Raw genomic sequence first — 17657 nt, 5'->3', positions numbered from 1 at the left:
TAATTGGGCTGATACCTATTAGGAAGCAAATATGACATACACCAAAACCCAATACTTGTTTATTCTACTCACTTTTATCTTGCTGCTCGCAAATATAGCAGCCCAGCTTGAGTTAACCGCACTCTCCGAGCGGATCGCAAACCTTGAGTCACAGTTAGCATTAAAATCACAGAAGCAAAGCCCATCCGAATCAAATTTAGATGCAGAGCTGGCAGATATACAAAACCGTCTACTTACACTGGAGCAATCACAACACGCTTTTACTGACCAAAAAATCACTAAAACTCAAAAGCCAAAAACAAACCAAACACCACTTTCAGATGAAGACAGAGTAGAAAAAGAGTTTTTAGCAGGCAGAACCCAGTGGCAAGAAAAGTACTTACCCACTTTACACACCGACTCAGATAAAAAAGCCACCATGATGGTCGAGCATTTAACCAAAAGCAATGCATTAACACAAAGCCAGCAACAGCAAGTATTCTCAATTTTACGAGACAACTTTGTAGAAGCCGCCTATGTCATTGCTGATACCGACGCTTACCCCACATTTGCAGACTTTACCTCACAAATCCAGAGCCTTAACCAACTAAAAACCGAGCAACTGGCACAAATATTAAGCGACGAGCAGCTTTCACAACTCAACCAAGTAGATTGGCATAGTCGGTTTAAACAGCATGCATTACATTAATGGCATGAACAGACAGAGTTCAGGATACTTTACAAACAAAGCGGTTAGTTAATCGGCAACTAACCGCGAGCGTCACATAAAAGCCATAAAAACTATTGCTAAGCCAATATATTAGGGCTACAATGCCCGAAAATAACAGCTTAACTTAGCATTATAAGTAAACTGTTATGTACTGAATGAAAGATTTCAGGGGCTGATTAGGATTCGACAGGATTCATGAAGCCTGAGGTGCATGTCGAGGGGCGGTTGGCCTCGTAAAAAAGCCGCATTTAAAGTAATCGCAAACGACGATAACTACGCTCTAGCGGCATAATAAGCCCGCTAGCACTCCTCCAAGAAATGCTTGTGGTTCTGGATTTGGAGTGTCACCCTACATAAGATCGCTACGGAAACCCTGGCCGGGGTTGAAGGGCTAAATATAAGCGGCCTCGCCTTTACTTATCGTGTTCGTCCGAGATTTAAAGGTTAACCAATAGACGATACTAAACATGTAGGACCGAGGGTCGACGCTTTCTGGACGGGGGTTCAAATCCCCCCAGCTCCACCACATTAAGTGTTATAAAACAGCCAGTTAGAGAGTTTCTTTAACTGGCTTTTTTGTGCCTAATGGAAAGTGTCCAATTTCCATCCACAACAGCCTTTGGGATCTCGTATATGTACCTTTCTAAACCACATTTATTAAGCTCAAGTTAGGACAGCTACAGTTTCAGATAAAACAATTCGACGCCTGATAAAAGCCTGCTGGTTTATATTCAATTTCAAAGCTACTTATTGTTCTCCAAGTCAGCATCCAACCAATCACTGACGTAGGTCACTCTCTAACTTCAAACTTATGAAATAATGCTCTGACATACTCAGGGTTTGAGTACTTTGTGACAATTAAGTGTCCCTGCTCTTCTAGGTTCAGCCACAGGTCTGTAGCAGCATGCAATCCAAAGTTATCCGTCTCGGGCGATATGCCCTGTAAGTAGCATTCGGGATTATCAATGAAATCATCAGCCAACCATGACTCCCCTAATGTAAAGTCAAATAAGCTATCGTCAAAGTTATAAGCTGGTAGCCGCGTTCCATTCGCTATGTGAGTAAGGAGCTCAACTTCAATTGTTTTGCCAAATACCCTAATATCATTATTCATTATGATTGAGGTGCAAGCCGCATAATAGCCTCGGCATTTCCAGTAGCTATGAACCCAGCCACCCAAGATATGCAGCCGATGAATTGGCCGCTCATTTATACAACCTACCTCTTCCATCATCACAATTGCTGACTTGGAATCTGAGAACGTAAGATTTTTATTTGGCCATAACGCATAGCAAGTAAGGTCACGGCCTTCGCTCTTAAGTGAATTAACAAAATCCTTACAATACTCAGGATGCTTATAGAACTGGTGTATCTTATACACCTCGCCAGTTGTGCCATAAAGCCACTCTATATTGACTGCAAACAAGGTTGCCGCGTCTTTTAATAATTCATCAGTAAGCTTATCCAGCAATTTTATCGGTGATGAGCAGTCAGATATTGTTAGGCCTCGACCAAAAAATGCCGGTATTTGGCTTTTTGCAACGCCATGTGCCTCAAACAAGTCTAAAAACCGTTGTGCTGGGCATATGTTATTTTCTAATTTTTGATTTAGTGCGTTTTTCTTTTTACGCCAGTGATGAAATGCCGCATAAATAGCTATTGCTCCCGCAATAATACTGACAAACGAATCTGTGCCAGATAACCAATCCATACATGTACTCCCCTGTTGAATGACATGCCTTCTACCCTTCCTTATTTGTTAAATACTAACTACCCCAACAACCCAATCAGCTGACGATTTATTTCAGTGGTTGACTCAGTCAAATCAACCGTGCAAAACCGTATATCATGCCCCTGTATGCTAACAACTTCATCATAATGTTCACCAATCGAAGGGTGTAATAGCATGCCCGATGAGGTCAAAGATAAAGGATCATTGGTACACTCTTGTGACCTTAAATAGGTATAAAGTTGATAGATATAACCGCTTTTGAATATTTCTCCACCATAATAATTATGTGTGGTTATTGATGTGTATTTTGTATCTATAATTAACCGCCGCTGGATCACTGAGTTTTCAAGTTGTATATCTATTTTCATCGATGGCATAAGTTTATCAATTAGCTCTGATGCACCATCAATACGCCAATCTAGGCGCTTACCTCGTCTAACGGACCAATCTTTACCTAGCTTAGCGGTATAAAAGCCTGCTACGGCTTTTTCAAACAACTTTCTTACCCAATATGCTTGCTTGTCTGGAGATGGGTAAAGTTGATTGGCCGCCGACTCATTTATAAGCGCTAGATCAAAAGCCAGTGCAGCCAACTGTAATACCTTGCGATCAGCCATCTCATGCTTGCCAAACCGCTCATATTTAGGGTGATATTGTCTATCGAGCTTATCTGATACGCCATGCTGCTTCATTGACTTAACAAGGCTTACACAACTTTGCTTTAACTGTTTGCTTGAGACCAAGCAAAGCAAACGCTGTAGCGCCCCCAAAATAAAACGGTTTCTGGCCGTATCGACAGATAACGTCTCAAAAGCACAGCTCACTTTACCTTTTTTAAGTAAACCTTTTGAATACGTCTCTAGCGTATTAATACGACCTCGAACACGATTCAATTCACCTGAGGTGCGTTTATAGCCATGACTTAACTGGCGTTTTAGCCTAGTGTTCACCTCACTACAAAACACCTCTGCAACCAAATTCGCAACATCTTCATCAATATCTTCTTTGTCACCTTTTTGGTGCAGCAAATAGCGAAAATCAGACGCATACAGCATCAAAAGCCATAAATTTCTGACGGGTATTCCCGCAGCCGTATTGCACTTAACGGTTTCTACAATACTCATAGCGGTTTTAATAACGCGTCTTTTTGCTGCTTTGCTTTACTAGGCTCATCAAACCAATATTCAATCAACACTGGATATATCTGGGTTTCTACCACTAATTTAAACCAGCGACCTACATCTTCAATTTTACGGCCGCGCGCTGGGGTTACATAGCTATGGCCTATTTTAAATTGCTCACCCAAGCTCTCGTCTGCAGCAATCACTTTATTTAGCGCATTGATACGGCGTTCAATTGCTTCTAAGCTGGTCAAGTCAATGTCTGTTTCTTGGTGCACCCAGTCACGCCATGGCTTGCCAAAAGTAGGTTTAAGGTCAATAAATGAAAAACGCCTGCGTAGTGCTAAGTCAACCATGGCAAGGGATCTATCTGCCACATTCATAGTACCAATCACATAAAGGTTTTCAGGGATATATACTGGCTCGTCACCTTTAATACGGTAACTCAACTCCAAAGCTTCTCTCGGTGTGCGTTTACCTTCTTCCAGTAACGTCAACATTTCACCAAAAATTTGCGCGGGATTGCCTCGGTTAATTTCTTCTATTACCACAACATAATTATTTTTAGCATTTTGTTGCGCAAGTCTAACAAACTCTAAAAATGGTCCTTCACATAGCGACAGGTTGCCGTCTTCGTTTGGTCGCCAACCTATGATGAAATCTTCATAAGAGATATTTGGGTGAAACTGCACCGCTTTTATAAAATCTTGCTGTTCCTGTCCAATTAACGCATAGCCTAAACGCTTTCCAAGCCATGTTTTTCCGGTTCCCGGCGGCCCTTGTAAAATGAGATTTTTTCTTTCTTTTAGGCAATACAACATGTCTTCAAGCGCATCTTGTGATAAAAAGCAGCCTTCCTCAACGATGCTTTCTACCGTATATTCTTTTCCTTTAAACGCTTCTTGCTGCTCATCATCTTCTAAAGATTCTTCGTAACTCAACCACTCATAGTTACCACCTGTGACAAAACGGATCTCATCTTCATCACGCAGCTTTTGCATATTGCTATCAATCGAAAACTCAGCGCTATTGTTGTCAGGGAACAAAGCCTCTAACTCTTTAAGGTAACGTGATTTGAACTCTACGCGTGAAAAAAACGCGCTGCACTTTTCATGACAAAGGTCTTTAACTCGGGACAATACCTCTGTTTTCCATGTTAAACGCGTGTTTTCTTTCTTTTGAACTGGTTTTTGCGAAGCCAAAAGCGACAGCTCAGGGAATGAATGCACTGGAAATTCAGGCTCTGCAAACCTGATTTGTAAATCTTCTCTAATTGACAAGTAGTCACGACCACTGCAACTTCTATCGGGGCCATTTCTTTGCGGTTTAATAGACAGTGTTGCCAAATACGCTTTACTTTGCTTTTCAAGCGTCGGAAAGCTCCATGGCCTTACCCAATACAATCCCATCGACAAGTTCCAGCGTATGCCATGCTGGGCCGCCACTTTATTGTATAAATTCACAAATACCGAATCATCTTCACTATTTTCATCCGCTAAGTCTCTGGCAGCATCAAATAAGGCCCAAAGATTATTTATGTCCTCTTCTCCTCTTTCTTCTTTAGAAGAAAAAAACCAAGACCTTTGATTATTCAATACAGGGATCGCTTCAAAAGACTCCGGTACCGGTATATCTAGCTGTAAAAAGTCAGCAAACTCGTGCGCGATCTCTTTGCGGGTGTCAGGTCTTATATTACGATTGAAAATGCCTATAACTGTAAATGGGTCAATATCTTCAAGGTTTTTACCCATGATATAAGATAGGTCGTATTTTTGTGCAACCGTCATCATCCAATCAATTAAAGCTGCTCTATTGGTTTTATAACCACTTAGTTCATTGGCAATGGCCTCATAAAAACCAGTCCATTTAAATCTAATATCGTCTTCGGGTATGTCGCCAAACCGTTCTTTCCATGAGGCATGATTGGCAAACTTTTTGTAATTTTGTTCAGCGCCTTCAAATGTAAACTTAATCAGCGCATCGGTGATCCACTCACCCGGCTCTACTCGCCATACTGTGGTTCTGCCTGTATAAAAATACCACTCTTTGGCTGGTGAATAGGTTTTTTGCCAATCGACTTGAAGCTGCCGTCCATCCTTTTTATTGCCCGTCACTACCCCAACGGCCTTGATCCCCATGACAGAAACCGTGTTGCCTCGAGTTTCAAAAGGTAAGTCTTTACGCCTTGTATACGCAGACTTGATAGCGATTCTATCGCCCACCTTGATGCTTTTTACATCTTGAGTGTACTTGTCTTCATAGCCGTTTTCCCAAATTCCTTGCTCAATAAAGCGCTGGGTTTGGTCAACACTTTGCTTGCCCCAACTCGCCCCCACAAACCAGCAAGGTCTGCTTTCGGCCAAGCTTTGTCTCATTTCTTTAACCAAAAGCGCTTTTAGTTCATTTTTAAATTCGGCATGTTGATTTATCTGAAGGATCAAAGTGCCAATGTAGGCCAAAGTATCGTCTTTGCTGTCCCAAGCTGGGTAAGATACCGTTTTCACTAACTCTGGATAAATCCGCTCGACATGCGCTTCAAGCTCGGCATTCTCAATACTGAAGCCATAACTAGTAAGCGTACTTTCAATCAAATGGCTGAGTTTATTTTTTGTTATCATTTCAATTCCTTTGCCTTCGCACTACTAAGCCGCACGATGCTTTTTAAAATTCTCTGCTTGAGCAAAAATCTCTTTATACACCTCGTCACGATTTACTGGTGGATAGCCAAATTTAGCCAGCAGTATGATCAGATCCACTTTTAACGACGCTTTAATATCGTCTCGGTTGTTCCAGTCGGTATACTTGGCTTTATCATCCACCACTTCTTTCACTTCTTGAGCAAGCTCAATCAGTTTATCTTCTGGATAACTGAAGTCGTACTTAATTGCTAATGATTTTAGAATGTCGTAAAACGCTTTTTCTTCAAAACTGATCCCCAAATCATCATTTGAGTCCATTTCTGATTTTAAGTTGGTAAACATTGTAATGATTTCATCTGAAAAGTCCTCAAGCACTTCACTGACCAATACATCTTCTTCTTTGCGCTCATTGTATTTTTCAACCAAGGCTTTAAAGCGCTTGGTAAAATCCACCCCTTGGGCGAGGTTAACCTTTTTTATTTCACCAATGGCTTTTGCTAGCATCTTTTGCAGTAGCATGATTTTGGTATTTGGCAATTTAATTTTGCTGATTTTGGCAAGGTAATCTTCATCAAAAATATCTATCTCGCCATCACCGTTACCCAGTTTAAAGATCTCTTCTACGCCATCACTTTTCAGTGCCTCGCTGATCATCTCTCGCACTTTAGCGTTCATCTGCGTCGTATCAGGCGCATCGCCTTTAGTTAATTTATAAATAATTGAGCGAACAGCTAAGTAAAAGTGAATATAATCCCGCTCTTTTTGTGAAAGCTTTTCACTACCACAACAAACGTCATAAGCGGCTTTTAAACGCTTAACTAACGCCATAAAACGCTTTTCTAACTTACCCATTGACAAGATAAATTCAGCCGCATTATTTAGGCAGTTTAACTGAGCCACAGGCTCAGCTGTGAAATAGGGCGATGAATCGAACTTATGAAAAATACGAGAGAGTAAATCAAGGTGATCTTTAACCGCAATCACTGACTGATTAATGTCTTCAAAATTCGTTTCTTCTGATTTTGAAAACTGCGCTAGCGCCTTATTCATTGCTGTTTTAATACCAATGTAGTCAACCACTAAGCCTTTATGTTTACCCGAAAACTTACGGTTAACACGAGAAATAGTCTGAATAAGGTTATGTTTTTGTAATGGTTTGTCGATGTAAATGGTATCTAAGAATGGCACATCAAAACCGGTGAGCCACATATCAACAACAATGGCGATCTTAAAGTTAGATTTATCGTTTTTAAACTGTCGGTCTAGCTCTTTGCGGTACTCTTTAGTGCCCAACAGGTTGTAAAGCGTCTCTGGATCATCCTTACCTCGTGTCATCACCATTTTGACACGTTCCATCGGTTTGGCTAATTTACCTGCGCTGATGGCTCCCTTCTTCTCTTGCTCTGAATATTGCGTAATATCTTCAGCTTCTTTGATTTCGAACCAGTCAGGGCGAATTTCTGCTAGCTCTTGATAAAACTGATAAGCAATTTCTCTTGAGCTACACACGAACATAGCTTTACCTTTAATGGTAGAGCCTTCTCTAATGCGCTCTTCATAATGTTCCACAAAGTCTTTAGCAAGGGTTCGAATACGATCAGGATCGCCCAATATCGAGTTCATGCTTGATGTGGCTTTTTTGCTTTCTTCTATCTGATGTTCATTACTGCCAGACTCTTCACACTGCTTGTAATAGGCTTCTATTTCTTCAAGCTTGGCATTATTAAGTAAAACTTTAGCCGCACGTCCCTCATAAACAATACGCACGGTAATTTCGTCTTTCACCGACTCAGACATGGTATACGCATCGACCACCTCACCAAACACATCTAACGTGGCATCAATAGGTGTGCCAGTAAAACCAACAAAGGTGGCGTTTGGTAGTGAATCATGCAGGTATTTGGCAAAGCCAAAGGTACGTTTTACACCTTGTTCAGTGATTGATACCTTTTGGTCTAAGTTAACTTGGCTGCGGTGCGCTTCATCAGAAATACAGATCACATTACTACGCTCAGTCAACAGCTCAATGTCTTCGGTAAATTTGTGAATGGTCGTTAAAAATACACCGCCACTTTGTCGGCCCTTTAGTAATTGTCTTAACTGATCACGGCTTTCAACGCTAACAATATGATCATCACCAATATAGCTTTTGGCATTAGCAAACTGCTGTGATAACTGGTCATCTAAATCCGTTCTATCCGTGATTAAAACAATGGTTGGACTTTCAAACTCAACACTTTTCATTAAAAGACGAGATAAAAACTGCATGGTAAAGCTTTTACCACACCCCGTTGCCCCAAAGTAGGTGCCGCCTTTACCGCTACCACTTTCAACAGTACCGTCAACTGAAATAACCTTGCGTTCTTTTTTAATGTTCTCAAAAAGCTTTCTGGCGGCGTAATACTGTGGATAACGGCAAACAATTTTTACCTCACCTTTTGATTTATCAGGGAAGTAAATAAAGTTGCGAATAACATCACACAAGCGCTCTTTATCAAACAAGCCTTGTAACATGGTGTGCAGTGCATTTATGCCATCTTGCTCTATTGACTCGTCACCTGTAACTTTGCGCCATGCGTAATAAAAATCGTAAGGCGCAAAGACGTTCCCCATTTTATTATTTACACCATCACTGATGATACACAGGGCGTTAAATACAAATAATTGCGGAATATCGCGGCGATAACGCGTGGTTAATTGCACATAGGCATCATGAAGTGAGGCTTGCTCTTCTCGAATGGCGCTTTTAAATTCAAACACCACTAGAGGTAAACCATTAATATATAAAATGCCGTCTGGAATACGTTTAGTGTTATCAGCAGACGGGCTTTCAATTTCTAGCTGATTGACAAATTTAAAAACATTGTGGCCGTCAACCACCTCATCGTAGTAAATTAGCTGAATGTATAAATCTTTTTTAGACGCCTCACCTGGCTTGCTGCCGGCTTCTCGCTTTAACAAAAAGCCATCACTTAACCATTTACAGAAGCTCTTGTTGCTCTCATATAAATCACTGGCGGGTAGATTTTCTAGCTGCTTAATAATGCTATCGACTTCGCCTTGGGTGATATCGTCTTTAGCGTAGCGACTAACAAGGTAAGCTTTTAAATCTTCGGTGATTAATACTTGCTCTGGTGCGCGTACGCCTTCAGCGAGTGACAGTTCTGCACCTGATGTGTACGGGTAACCCTGCTCACCCAGCAATTCAATAATGGCAGCTTCCAATTGGGCTTCTGTAAATTTCATTTTTATTTTTCCCTAATACTTTTGGCCAGATTTTCTAATTTTCAAACGTAACTGGGCATCATTGCTTTAATGCCTCAGTTTTAGCGCTTTCTTGAGGCAGTTGTAATTCACCAGAGATTAGTTTTGGGAGTAAATAGTCACGAGTTCTTACCAATTCAATTGTGCTCTGCATGTTTACAAATACTCTATCAAATAGAGGTAAAACTAATTTATCAAACTCATTTAACAAGACACTACATGGCATTACTACAGCTAAATTTTTCAAGTCTTTCACAGTAACATGACCTAAGCCAGTAGTTTGCTTATCTCTAGCTATTGCTGAAAATTCTGGTTTTAAAAACTTTAATAACGACAGCAAAAATGAATATGAACATTCGTCATTTGGAACCACTTTAAAGATATGCTGATTTAACCATGCATCGCCAAGGCCCCAAACAAATGTGTCTATTGATGTGTCGGGATTTCCAGACCAAGAAAACAGAATATCTCTGTTATTTAATCGGTATTTTTCTGGCATATTTACTGTGGAAAAACCAGTTCTTCCAGTAATTCCATTTTTCAACTCAGCTATCTTAATTATCGGAAGCCCTTTTCCATCTTTATTTGGTTCAAACTTTTTGTATGCAGCACCGTTGATAAACTCTCCTAAATCATACAAGAATGGAGTTCTCCACCCCTTTGGTATCCAACCATTAATACCAATTGATGGTTCATCAGTTTGTTCAAACTCGCTTGGGAAGAGACTAGCTAATTCTTCGCTTGCGCTGGCGGCTGCTGTTAGTGGCTTAACATCGGCTTCTTTATTGGCTGAAAGCTCTGCGTCATCAAACAATTGGCGTTGTTCGTATCTTTGTTGGGCTTTTTTCTGTAATGCTTCAGGGAAGTCGCTGACAGCAACGCCTTTGGCAAGGGCGTTGTCGAATACAGGATCAAAATCAACAAACCAGCTTTTAAATAACGCTTGCGCCATTTGCTCAAGCGTTTGGTTGGTTTGTTGATTAAGTTCTATTTTATTAGATATGGCAGATAGTGTTTCTGCTATCTTAATTTGAACATCTTTTGGAGGTTCCGGTATCTCAAATTTTGGTATATCTGCACATTTTAAACTTTCAAATATTGCACCTGGATTAAGGTATTTAGAGACCTCATTCCACCATTCCCGTCCTTGAACAGCCCAACGTAAATATTCAGGATGCATACGTTCTCCAGTTGGCCTCAACAAAACTAAGTTTTGACCCAGTGCGAATTTAGCCCCTTTTGGTACATACACTGTCTCACCAGAATTACACCTGCGGGACAATATTATATCTCCATACATTGGGTTTGCTTTTCTAGTCCAATGTATAAAATCTGCTTCAGAAATTAGCCTCGGATTCGCATCAAAGTTTATTCGGCCTTTATCCATCTGCGGAATCCCAATATAGGGAATACCATCTTCAACTGCTTTGGGAGTTTTATGATCACAATCGATTAGTTGAACTCCTAGATCTTTCAAAGAAGTTGTTTTCCACTTATTCGCCATAACCCAATACCTCCAAGTTTTGACGGATCGCTTTATCTAACGTTTCAGCCTGTTCCATCTGGCTATAAAGGGTTTGGCTTAGTTCTTTCATTTTCACTTCAAACGGGATGCCGTCATCTTCAACTTCAGCCGCGCCTACGTAACGGCCTGGTGTGAGTACAAAGTCATTAGCCTTAATATCATCTAACGTAGCTGCTTTGCTATAACCAGCCTTATCTTCATACGGTTCAAGCGGTTCCGCTTCAAGTGCGGAATGACCGGGAGTGTTGCGCCATGCATGGTAAGTACGAGCAATTTCAGCAATATCATCGGTGGTTAGTTCTTTGTGGACACGGCTCACCATGGTGCCCATTTCACGAGCATCAATAAATAAGGTTTCACCTTGGCGGTTACGGTAGCCTCGCTCGGTATCTTCTTTTTTGTTTTTGGTGATAAACCATAAACATACTGGAATTTGCGTGGTGTAGAACAATTGCCCCGGTAAGGCGATCATGCAATCTACTAAGTCTTTTTCGATGATTTTTTGGCGAATTGCTCCTTCACCACTCGTATTTGAGCTCATTGAGCCGTTGGCTAGAACAAAGCCCGCAGTACCGTTTTCGCTTAGCTTTGAGATCATGTGCATGATCCACGCATAGTTAGCATTACCGGTTGGTGGCACATCAAAACCATCCCAGCGGTGGTCGTCTAAAAGCTCTTTATCACCACGCCATTGTTTTTGGTTAAACGGCGGGTTTGCCATGATGTAATCCGCTTTTAAATCTTCGTGCTGATCTTTAAAGAAAGTATCACCCGCCACTTCGCCTAAATTGCCCGAGATACCACGTACGGCTAGGTTCATTTTGGCTAGCTTGTAGGTGGTGTTTGTGTATTCCTGACCGTAAATGGCAATGTTTTTACGATTGCCTTTGTGGCTGTCGATAAACTTAAGGGATTGCACAAACATACCGCCTGACCCACAGCATGGGTCGTATATTTTGCCTTTGAATGGCTCAATCATTTCAGCAATTAATGCAACCACTGATTTTGGCGTGTAGAACTCACCACCGCCTTTACCTTCGCTTGCCGCAAATTTACCTAAGAAGTATTCATATACTCGACCCACTAAATCTTCTTCGGTCATGTCACATTCGCTGGCAGCGGTGTCAATGTTATTAATGGTATCGATAAGTGACGCAAGCTTACTGGTAACAAGCCCTAAACGACTAAAGTAGTTTTCAGGGAGTGCGCCTTTTAATGACGGGTTGTTCTTTTCTACCGTGTGCAATGCAGTATCAATTTTTACTGCGATGTCATCTTGCTTCATATTCTTTTGAATATACGACCAACGCGCTTCCTCTGGTAAATAAAACACGTTGTCTTGCATGTAAAACTCAACTTGGTCTACAAATTCCTGCAAACCACCGTCAATTAACGCTTGACGCTTTTCTTCAAACTTGTCGCTGATAAATTTTAGGAAGATAAGACTCAGCACGACGTGCTTATATTCTGATGATTCAACACTGCCACGTAGCTTATTGGCGGTATCCCAGAGAGTTTCTTCAAAGTTAGCGTCTGATTTTTTGCTTTTCGCAGTTGTCATTTTTAAATTCTATCCTGAACTTCTTACAAATATTCAAATACACTTATGCGCTATGTAGTTGAACTATTTAGTGATGCTTTTCAAATTTGAGCGAGTGGAGCGTTTTATGTAAAAACCAAACCACCTGTTTTTAATGGCAATATCATACCCTTTTTGCTACCTAAAATTGAGCCTTAACGGATGTATTTTTGCATCGCATAAAAGTTGGCGAGCCCGTCACTGGCTAACCACACATCCCAGCCCAATGCTTTTAATGGCGTAAGTTGTGTGTGCTCTATCACCACGGCAAACTTTTTACGCGGCCACGCTAAGTCAATCGATACCAATTCATTGCCATGTTTTATGCAAATACCTAGCTCTGGCGTGGGTAGCCGAAATTTTTGGCACTTTAACAATAGGCCATTGAGGGCGGAGTCTGCATACTGGAGAACGTCCGAATATTCACTGCAATCAAATTTATGTTGCTCACGTCTAAGTTGATTTATTAGTAAGCGATCCTCGTGGGAAACATACATATGGTCGTGGTTAGGTTGCTTAGTATGGCAATCAGCACACAGGGCTTTTAAATTGTTTACAGCGTTGTCTGTTTTTACACCATTAATATGATGCGTATGTAGTAATCGCTTATGGCTTGATAGTGCGACTCCGCACTGCTCACAGGTATAGTTTTGCTGTTGACGGTAATTTGCGGATACCTGCTCCCAGTCTTTGGTGTAGCTGCCGATGGATTTTTTTGGGGTGGGATAGTGTTTAAAGTAGGAACTGTAAGACTCAAAGAGCTCTGCGAGATTAAGCTCTAAAAACACTTTGTCTTTTGCCTCACCTTTGAGATCAGCATAGCCTTTGTAATTAAGAATACGTAAACAGTTTTTGCATACCCCCAGCTCAGCTTTGCCTTCTATCTTGTCTCCTCCGTTAAATCTGTACCCAGTCACTAAATAACTTCCGTTAATATTGTTGGTTACATGGTAACGCTCTTCACGACCCTCATTTCTCATCCGTTCTAGCGTTTTACATTCAGCAACATGAAGCCGCCTCGCCCCCTCTATTTTACCGTCTTTAATGACTTCTTCTATTGGGCTATTTTGCTCAGGGATGTAGAGCATAATTTGCCGTCCCTTGTATGACAACAAGCTATGTTTGCTTTCAATTTCATAGAGGTGCAAGTCATCATGGAGTACTAGTCCCTCATCCAAGCCACTGTCTATTTCACTTAACTGTTCTAGGTTTGCGTTTAATTCAATGTGCCTGCTGGGCGCGCCCATTTTTAAAGCAGCACTTTCAAGCGGCTCAAAATTAATGGAAATTTTCATTACTCTTGCGCCTCTAAAATGCGCTTAATCTGAATGTGCGCATTAGTGATGGCCCTAAAGCTCACTCGCCGTGATTGCTCGGCGTCTTCTTCGCCATTATGAGTCAAAATTAAACGCGACGAAGAAAAGCCAACCGCTGCGATATTGCGTTTGATCCAACTCGTTTCTTCTGGCACTAAGTTGTATAAATAGGCTAAAACCGCCCGAGTTCTGCCTTGTGACAGCTTCATATTTTTAAAATAGGCTTCTTCTTCGGTGCTATCTTTGTTCCACTCGCTACTGGTGTGGCCTTCAATCCTGACTTCGTCAATTGAACTACGAAATGGCTTGAGTACGTTTAAATATCGCGGGAAAAAGTCATCTAGTATGCGTGCAAATCGCGGTTTTATGTCAATTTCGCCGCCATCGAACAACACATCTGGTGATTGAAAATTAAAAGCCAGTGTTTCTTTGTCGATCTCTGCGCCCCATTTTGCTAAGTCTTTTTCAAACTCTTTCATCAGCGAGTCATAAATGGCGACTTGTTTTTCTTGATAAGCGACCGCAACACTCTTTATTTTTTCATTTTCTTTCATAGTGTGGCGCATAAATACAATGGCGATAAATAAAAACACCATCATTAAGCCTGCCATCAAGTCGGAGATAGACAGCCAATGCTCACCGCCCTCTTCTGATGTTTTGCGCTTACCAAAAATATGCTCCATTACACCGTCGCTCCTTGGTCAACTACCCGCTTCATTTGCTGTGTTAGCACTTGGTAGTCATCTGCAAATTTACCAGAGATTTGACCCAGCGAATTAGCCATCAACTGCAGTGCTCGTGTGAGCTCTTCTTGCATCGACTGGTCAATCATTTTGAGCTGATTTTCAACGGTTTCATGTGTTTTAGTGAGTTGTTGGTTCGCGGCTTCTTCAATGGCCACAAACGTACGCTGGGTTTGTTGCATTTGCTCTTGGGCTACTTGCTCAACAATGCGTTTAATATGTTCGGAGACTTCATTATTGGTTGTAACAAAGGTATCCCTTGCTTGTTTGGTATCTTGCGCAAGCTCCGAATTTGCCTCTTTAAACGTGGTGGTCATGGTGCGTGCTTCAACGACCACTTTTTCAATTAAGTCACGCATGTTGTTGTTTAAATCAGAAACCGCGTCTTTAATATGCTGCTGCATCTTGTCACTGCCATCGGCTAAGTGATCTGAGCTGGTTTGCAAGCTTTCATTTGTTCTGGTGGCTGAATGTGTAAACTCTGTGCTGGCAAGATCAAGCGCTTTACCCATATTTTCTGAGCTACTGATCAGTTTGTTGCCAACGGCGTCAATACCTTGCTCAGTAGTACTAACAAACTTATCTAATAGCGCTTCTGAGCAGCTTATGTGTTTATTTATGTATTCGTCAGAATGCGTTAATAATGATGTGTAATGTATGCTTGCTTCTTCTACCGCAGCTCCAATATCCTGAACGGTTTGTTGAACATGTTGCTGAATTTGAGGCACTGCTTCCACCGCTTTGTCGCGCATTTGCTCAAACGCGGCTAAATGCCTTTCTAGTTCAGCCAATTGGTGCTGATTGACTTCCATGACATCTGTAAGGGTATCCATAGACTGCGGAATTGATTTTGCGTGCTCGTTAATGCTTGCCACTGATCCTTCGGTTTTCACAATGGCTTCAACCCCGTGGCTGTACTGTGCTTTCATTTCTTCGAGTTGAATACGGTAGTTTTCTTGCCACTCAACGAGTTTAAAGACTGCCTCGTTAAGCTGTTTAAAGCTGTCGCCAAACTGCTCGGTGAGCTTTTGGTTAAAGTCGGCAATCACGTTATTTAAAGCGGCAATAATTTCTTCTGTAGCCGATTTAGACAATGTATCTGCAAAATCTTGCAGTTTGATCCAAAGCTTATCTGCAAATTCTGTTTGCCTTTGCGACTGTGCCTCAAATTGCTCTTTTTGCAATGCTTGTGCTTGCATAAAATTATGGTTGCCATCTGATCGCAATATTTTAATTTGGCCCAGCAAAGTGTTTTCTTCATTTCCGACTAGTGCATCTTTTAGCTCGCTGGTTGCAACCGTTTGCGCTTTTATGGCTGCTAGAATAGCCTCTGGCGAAGCGTTCGATACAGCTTCGACCTCACTTTGCGTAAAAAACGTGGTTTGGGTGAACTTAAAAATAATGGATAACAACAACCCCAGCAAACTGGTAATAAAGGCAGTTGTCAGCCCATCTAGTAATGCAGTAATACTTGAGTCTATTTGCGTATGATCAAAGTGGAATAAACCTAAAACTATACCCAGAAACGTACCAAAAATACCCATTGTAGTAAGTAAAGTAGGAACATAGTTAACAAACTCGGGGGATTTTTTATTTTTAGCATGCCAAAAGCCAAAAAAGAAAATAACTGCAAGCACACCACAAATAATAGCTGTGACTAAATCAGCGCTAGAGCCGATAAAACTGTTAGATACTGCCGATTGCATAAAAGGTCCTTTTCAACTCAAATGAAAATATTTATAGCCAAATGCACAGGATGTTACCCAAATCAGGGTTTCAAAAACATTACAGTATATTACAGCAGAGTTAAAGTATAATTATCAACCAAATCTAGTACACAACCTAATGAATCAATTGATTATTTAATTAACAGTAAGAATAAATAAACTACATAGAAAATATGGAACGGCATAATTTAAAACAGAATGTATCGGTAGTTACAACTTGGCTTTTATATAAAATCGCTTCCCCCCACCAATTCGAATGAAATTGATATGTGAAAGCTATGGGACACTCAATCACCTGCACCAAATCTGTTTAAGCACTGGAGCAAGGATTTCAGGGGTATGTGGTTTACATGGGTCTCATGTAATTAAATCAGGTAATACTTATAAAGCTACTTTCATAAATACCAAAGGCAAAAAGAACCGCTGCGTACCAATCAGTCAATCACTATACGAAGAGATACCCAAAAAGACAGGCCCACTATTCTCTGATTGTAGAAAAGCATTCGAACGAGCAATTAACAGAGCCGGTATCCAACTATCAGACGGCCAATGCACTCACGTAATGAGACACACATTCGCAAGTCACTTTATGATGAACAGCGGTAATATTTTGGTATTACAGAAAGTCTTGGGGCACGCCAAAATCGAACAAACGATGGTATACGCACACTTCGCCCCAAGCCATTATGAGGACGCAGTTAGGTTGAATCCGTTGGCAGAATACAATTAAACTATAAACATAAAAAACATCAAGGAAATAAGTGTGTCTGAAGAATCTATTAAGCACGTACAGTGGATATTTAGTGGTGCTGGAATACTTGTTATTACATGGTTCATTGCTTGGGTAAAAAAAACAAAACTAACCACTATTAAAGACAAGGTTTCAAAAGCTCATGGCTTTCTTATTAGTATATTCTGTTCGAAATCAGTAACTATTCAAAAAGTCAAAATTGACATACGCCCAAGGCACAATCCATTTGAGCTTTGGCTAAATGAAGACTTGCCAAAAAGCAAGTTTTGGCTAATGGGTGTAAACTTCAATTCATTTGATATTACTATTAAACAAGTAATAATTGAGTTTAACTATGGAGCAATGAATGCTACTTGTAACACATTCCTGCAAGGGCGTGATATTGGTAAACACTCAATTAACGAAGTCATTCTTGTCGAAGATAACCTCACAGGGGAGCAGGCTGATTATATCGCTGGATTTAATGATGAACCCAACTGTATTGTAAGGATCAAAGCTATCTTAAAAACACCGACTAAAGAGGTTATATACCAGGGCAAGAGCATGAAAAA

At 40.9% G+C, this 17657-nt stretch carries 12 protein-coding genes and 1 other RNA gene; 4 read left to right on the top strand and 9 right to left on the bottom strand.

Features of this window, described 5'->3' with window-relative positions; translation table 11 throughout:
• Positions 1-31: 31 nt before the first annotated feature.
• A complete protein-coding gene (locus N477_RS19410) occupies positions 32-688 on the top strand; it encodes a hypothetical protein (RefSeq protein ID WP_063363012.1) in 657 nt (218 codons plus the stop codon).
• Between the two features lie 189 nt (positions 689-877).
• Positions 878-1235: a transfer-messenger RNA gene (gene ssrA / locus N477_RS19405) on the top strand.
• Positions 1236-1499: 264 nt separating this feature from the next.
• Here ssrA and N477_RS19400 read toward each other — a convergent pair.
• From N477_RS19400 to N477_RS19360, 9 genes are all read right to left on the bottom strand, one after another.
• Positions 1500-2420, bottom strand: coding sequence for a hypothetical protein (locus N477_RS19400; RefSeq protein WP_063363011.1), 921 nt, complete (start codon positions 2418-2420; stop codon positions 1500-1502).
• Positions 2421-2479: 59 nt separating this feature from the next.
• Positions 2480-3565, bottom strand: coding sequence for a 5-methylcytosine restriction system specificity protein McrC (locus tag N477_RS19395; protein WP_063363010.1), 1086 nt, complete (start codon positions 3563-3565; stop codon positions 2480-2482).
• Entirely contained in the window at positions 3562-6180 is a 2619-nt protein-coding gene (locus N477_RS26505; protein ID WP_231098133.1) for an AAA family ATPase, read from the bottom strand. Before N477_RS26505 ends, N477_RS19395 begins: the two co-directional genes overlap by 4 nt.
• 24 nt (positions 6181-6204) lie before the next feature.
• Positions 6205-9447 carry a type I restriction endonuclease subunit R gene (locus N477_RS19385; RefSeq protein WP_063363009.1) on the bottom strand — a complete coding sequence of 1081 codons (3243 nt, stop codon included), beginning with the start codon at positions 9445-9447 and terminating at the stop codon, positions 6205-6207.
• A gap of 58 nt (positions 9448-9505) precedes the next feature.
• A complete protein-coding gene (locus tag N477_RS19380) occupies positions 9506-10969 on the bottom strand; it encodes a restriction endonuclease subunit S (RefSeq protein ID WP_063363008.1) in 1464 nt (487 codons plus the stop codon).
• Positions 10959-12551, bottom strand: a complete 1593-nt coding sequence (locus tag N477_RS19375; protein ID WP_063363007.1) for a type I restriction-modification system subunit M — start codon at positions 12549-12551, stop codon at positions 10959-10961. The genes N477_RS19380 and N477_RS19375 overlap by 11 nt, the downstream gene beginning before the upstream one ends.
• Positions 12552-12724: 173 nt before the next feature.
• Complete coding sequence (locus N477_RS19370; RefSeq protein WP_063363006.1) at positions 12725-13864, bottom strand: HNH endonuclease; 1140 nt, start codon at positions 13862-13864, stop codon at positions 12725-12727.
• Positions 13864-14568, bottom strand: coding sequence for an OmpA family protein (locus N477_RS19365; RefSeq protein ID WP_063363005.1), 705 nt, complete (start codon positions 14566-14568; stop codon positions 13864-13866). Before N477_RS19365 ends, N477_RS19370 begins: the two co-directional genes overlap by 1 nt.
• Positions 14568-16334: a MotA/TolQ/ExbB proton channel family protein gene (locus N477_RS19360; RefSeq protein WP_063363004.1), complete on the bottom strand. Its 1767-nt coding sequence runs from the start codon at positions 16332-16334 to the stop codon at positions 14568-14570. Before N477_RS19360 ends, N477_RS19365 begins: the two co-directional genes overlap by 1 nt.
• Before the next feature lie 277 nt (positions 16335-16611).
• On the opposite strand from N477_RS19360, the gene N477_RS19355 reads away from it, so the two are divergent.
• Both N477_RS19355 and N477_RS19350 read left to right on the top strand, forming a co-directional pair.
• A complete protein-coding gene (locus N477_RS19355; protein ID WP_081216534.1) occupies positions 16612-17085 on the top strand; it encodes a tyrosine-type recombinase/integrase in 474 nt (157 codons plus the stop codon).
• A 33-nt stretch (positions 17086-17118) separates the two neighbouring features.
• On the top strand, positions 17119-17657 hold a 539-nt coding region (locus tag N477_RS19350), incomplete at its 3' end, for a hypothetical protein (protein ID WP_155731963.1).

Origin of the sequence: Pseudoalteromonas luteoviolacea H33-S (assembly GCF_001625695.1) — a bacterium.
GTDB lineage: Bacteria > Pseudomonadota > Gammaproteobacteria > Enterobacterales > Alteromonadaceae > Pseudoalteromonas > Pseudoalteromonas luteoviolacea_B.
Note: the sequence above shows the minus strand (reverse complement) of the source record. Positions and strands in the feature narration are given on the sequence as shown.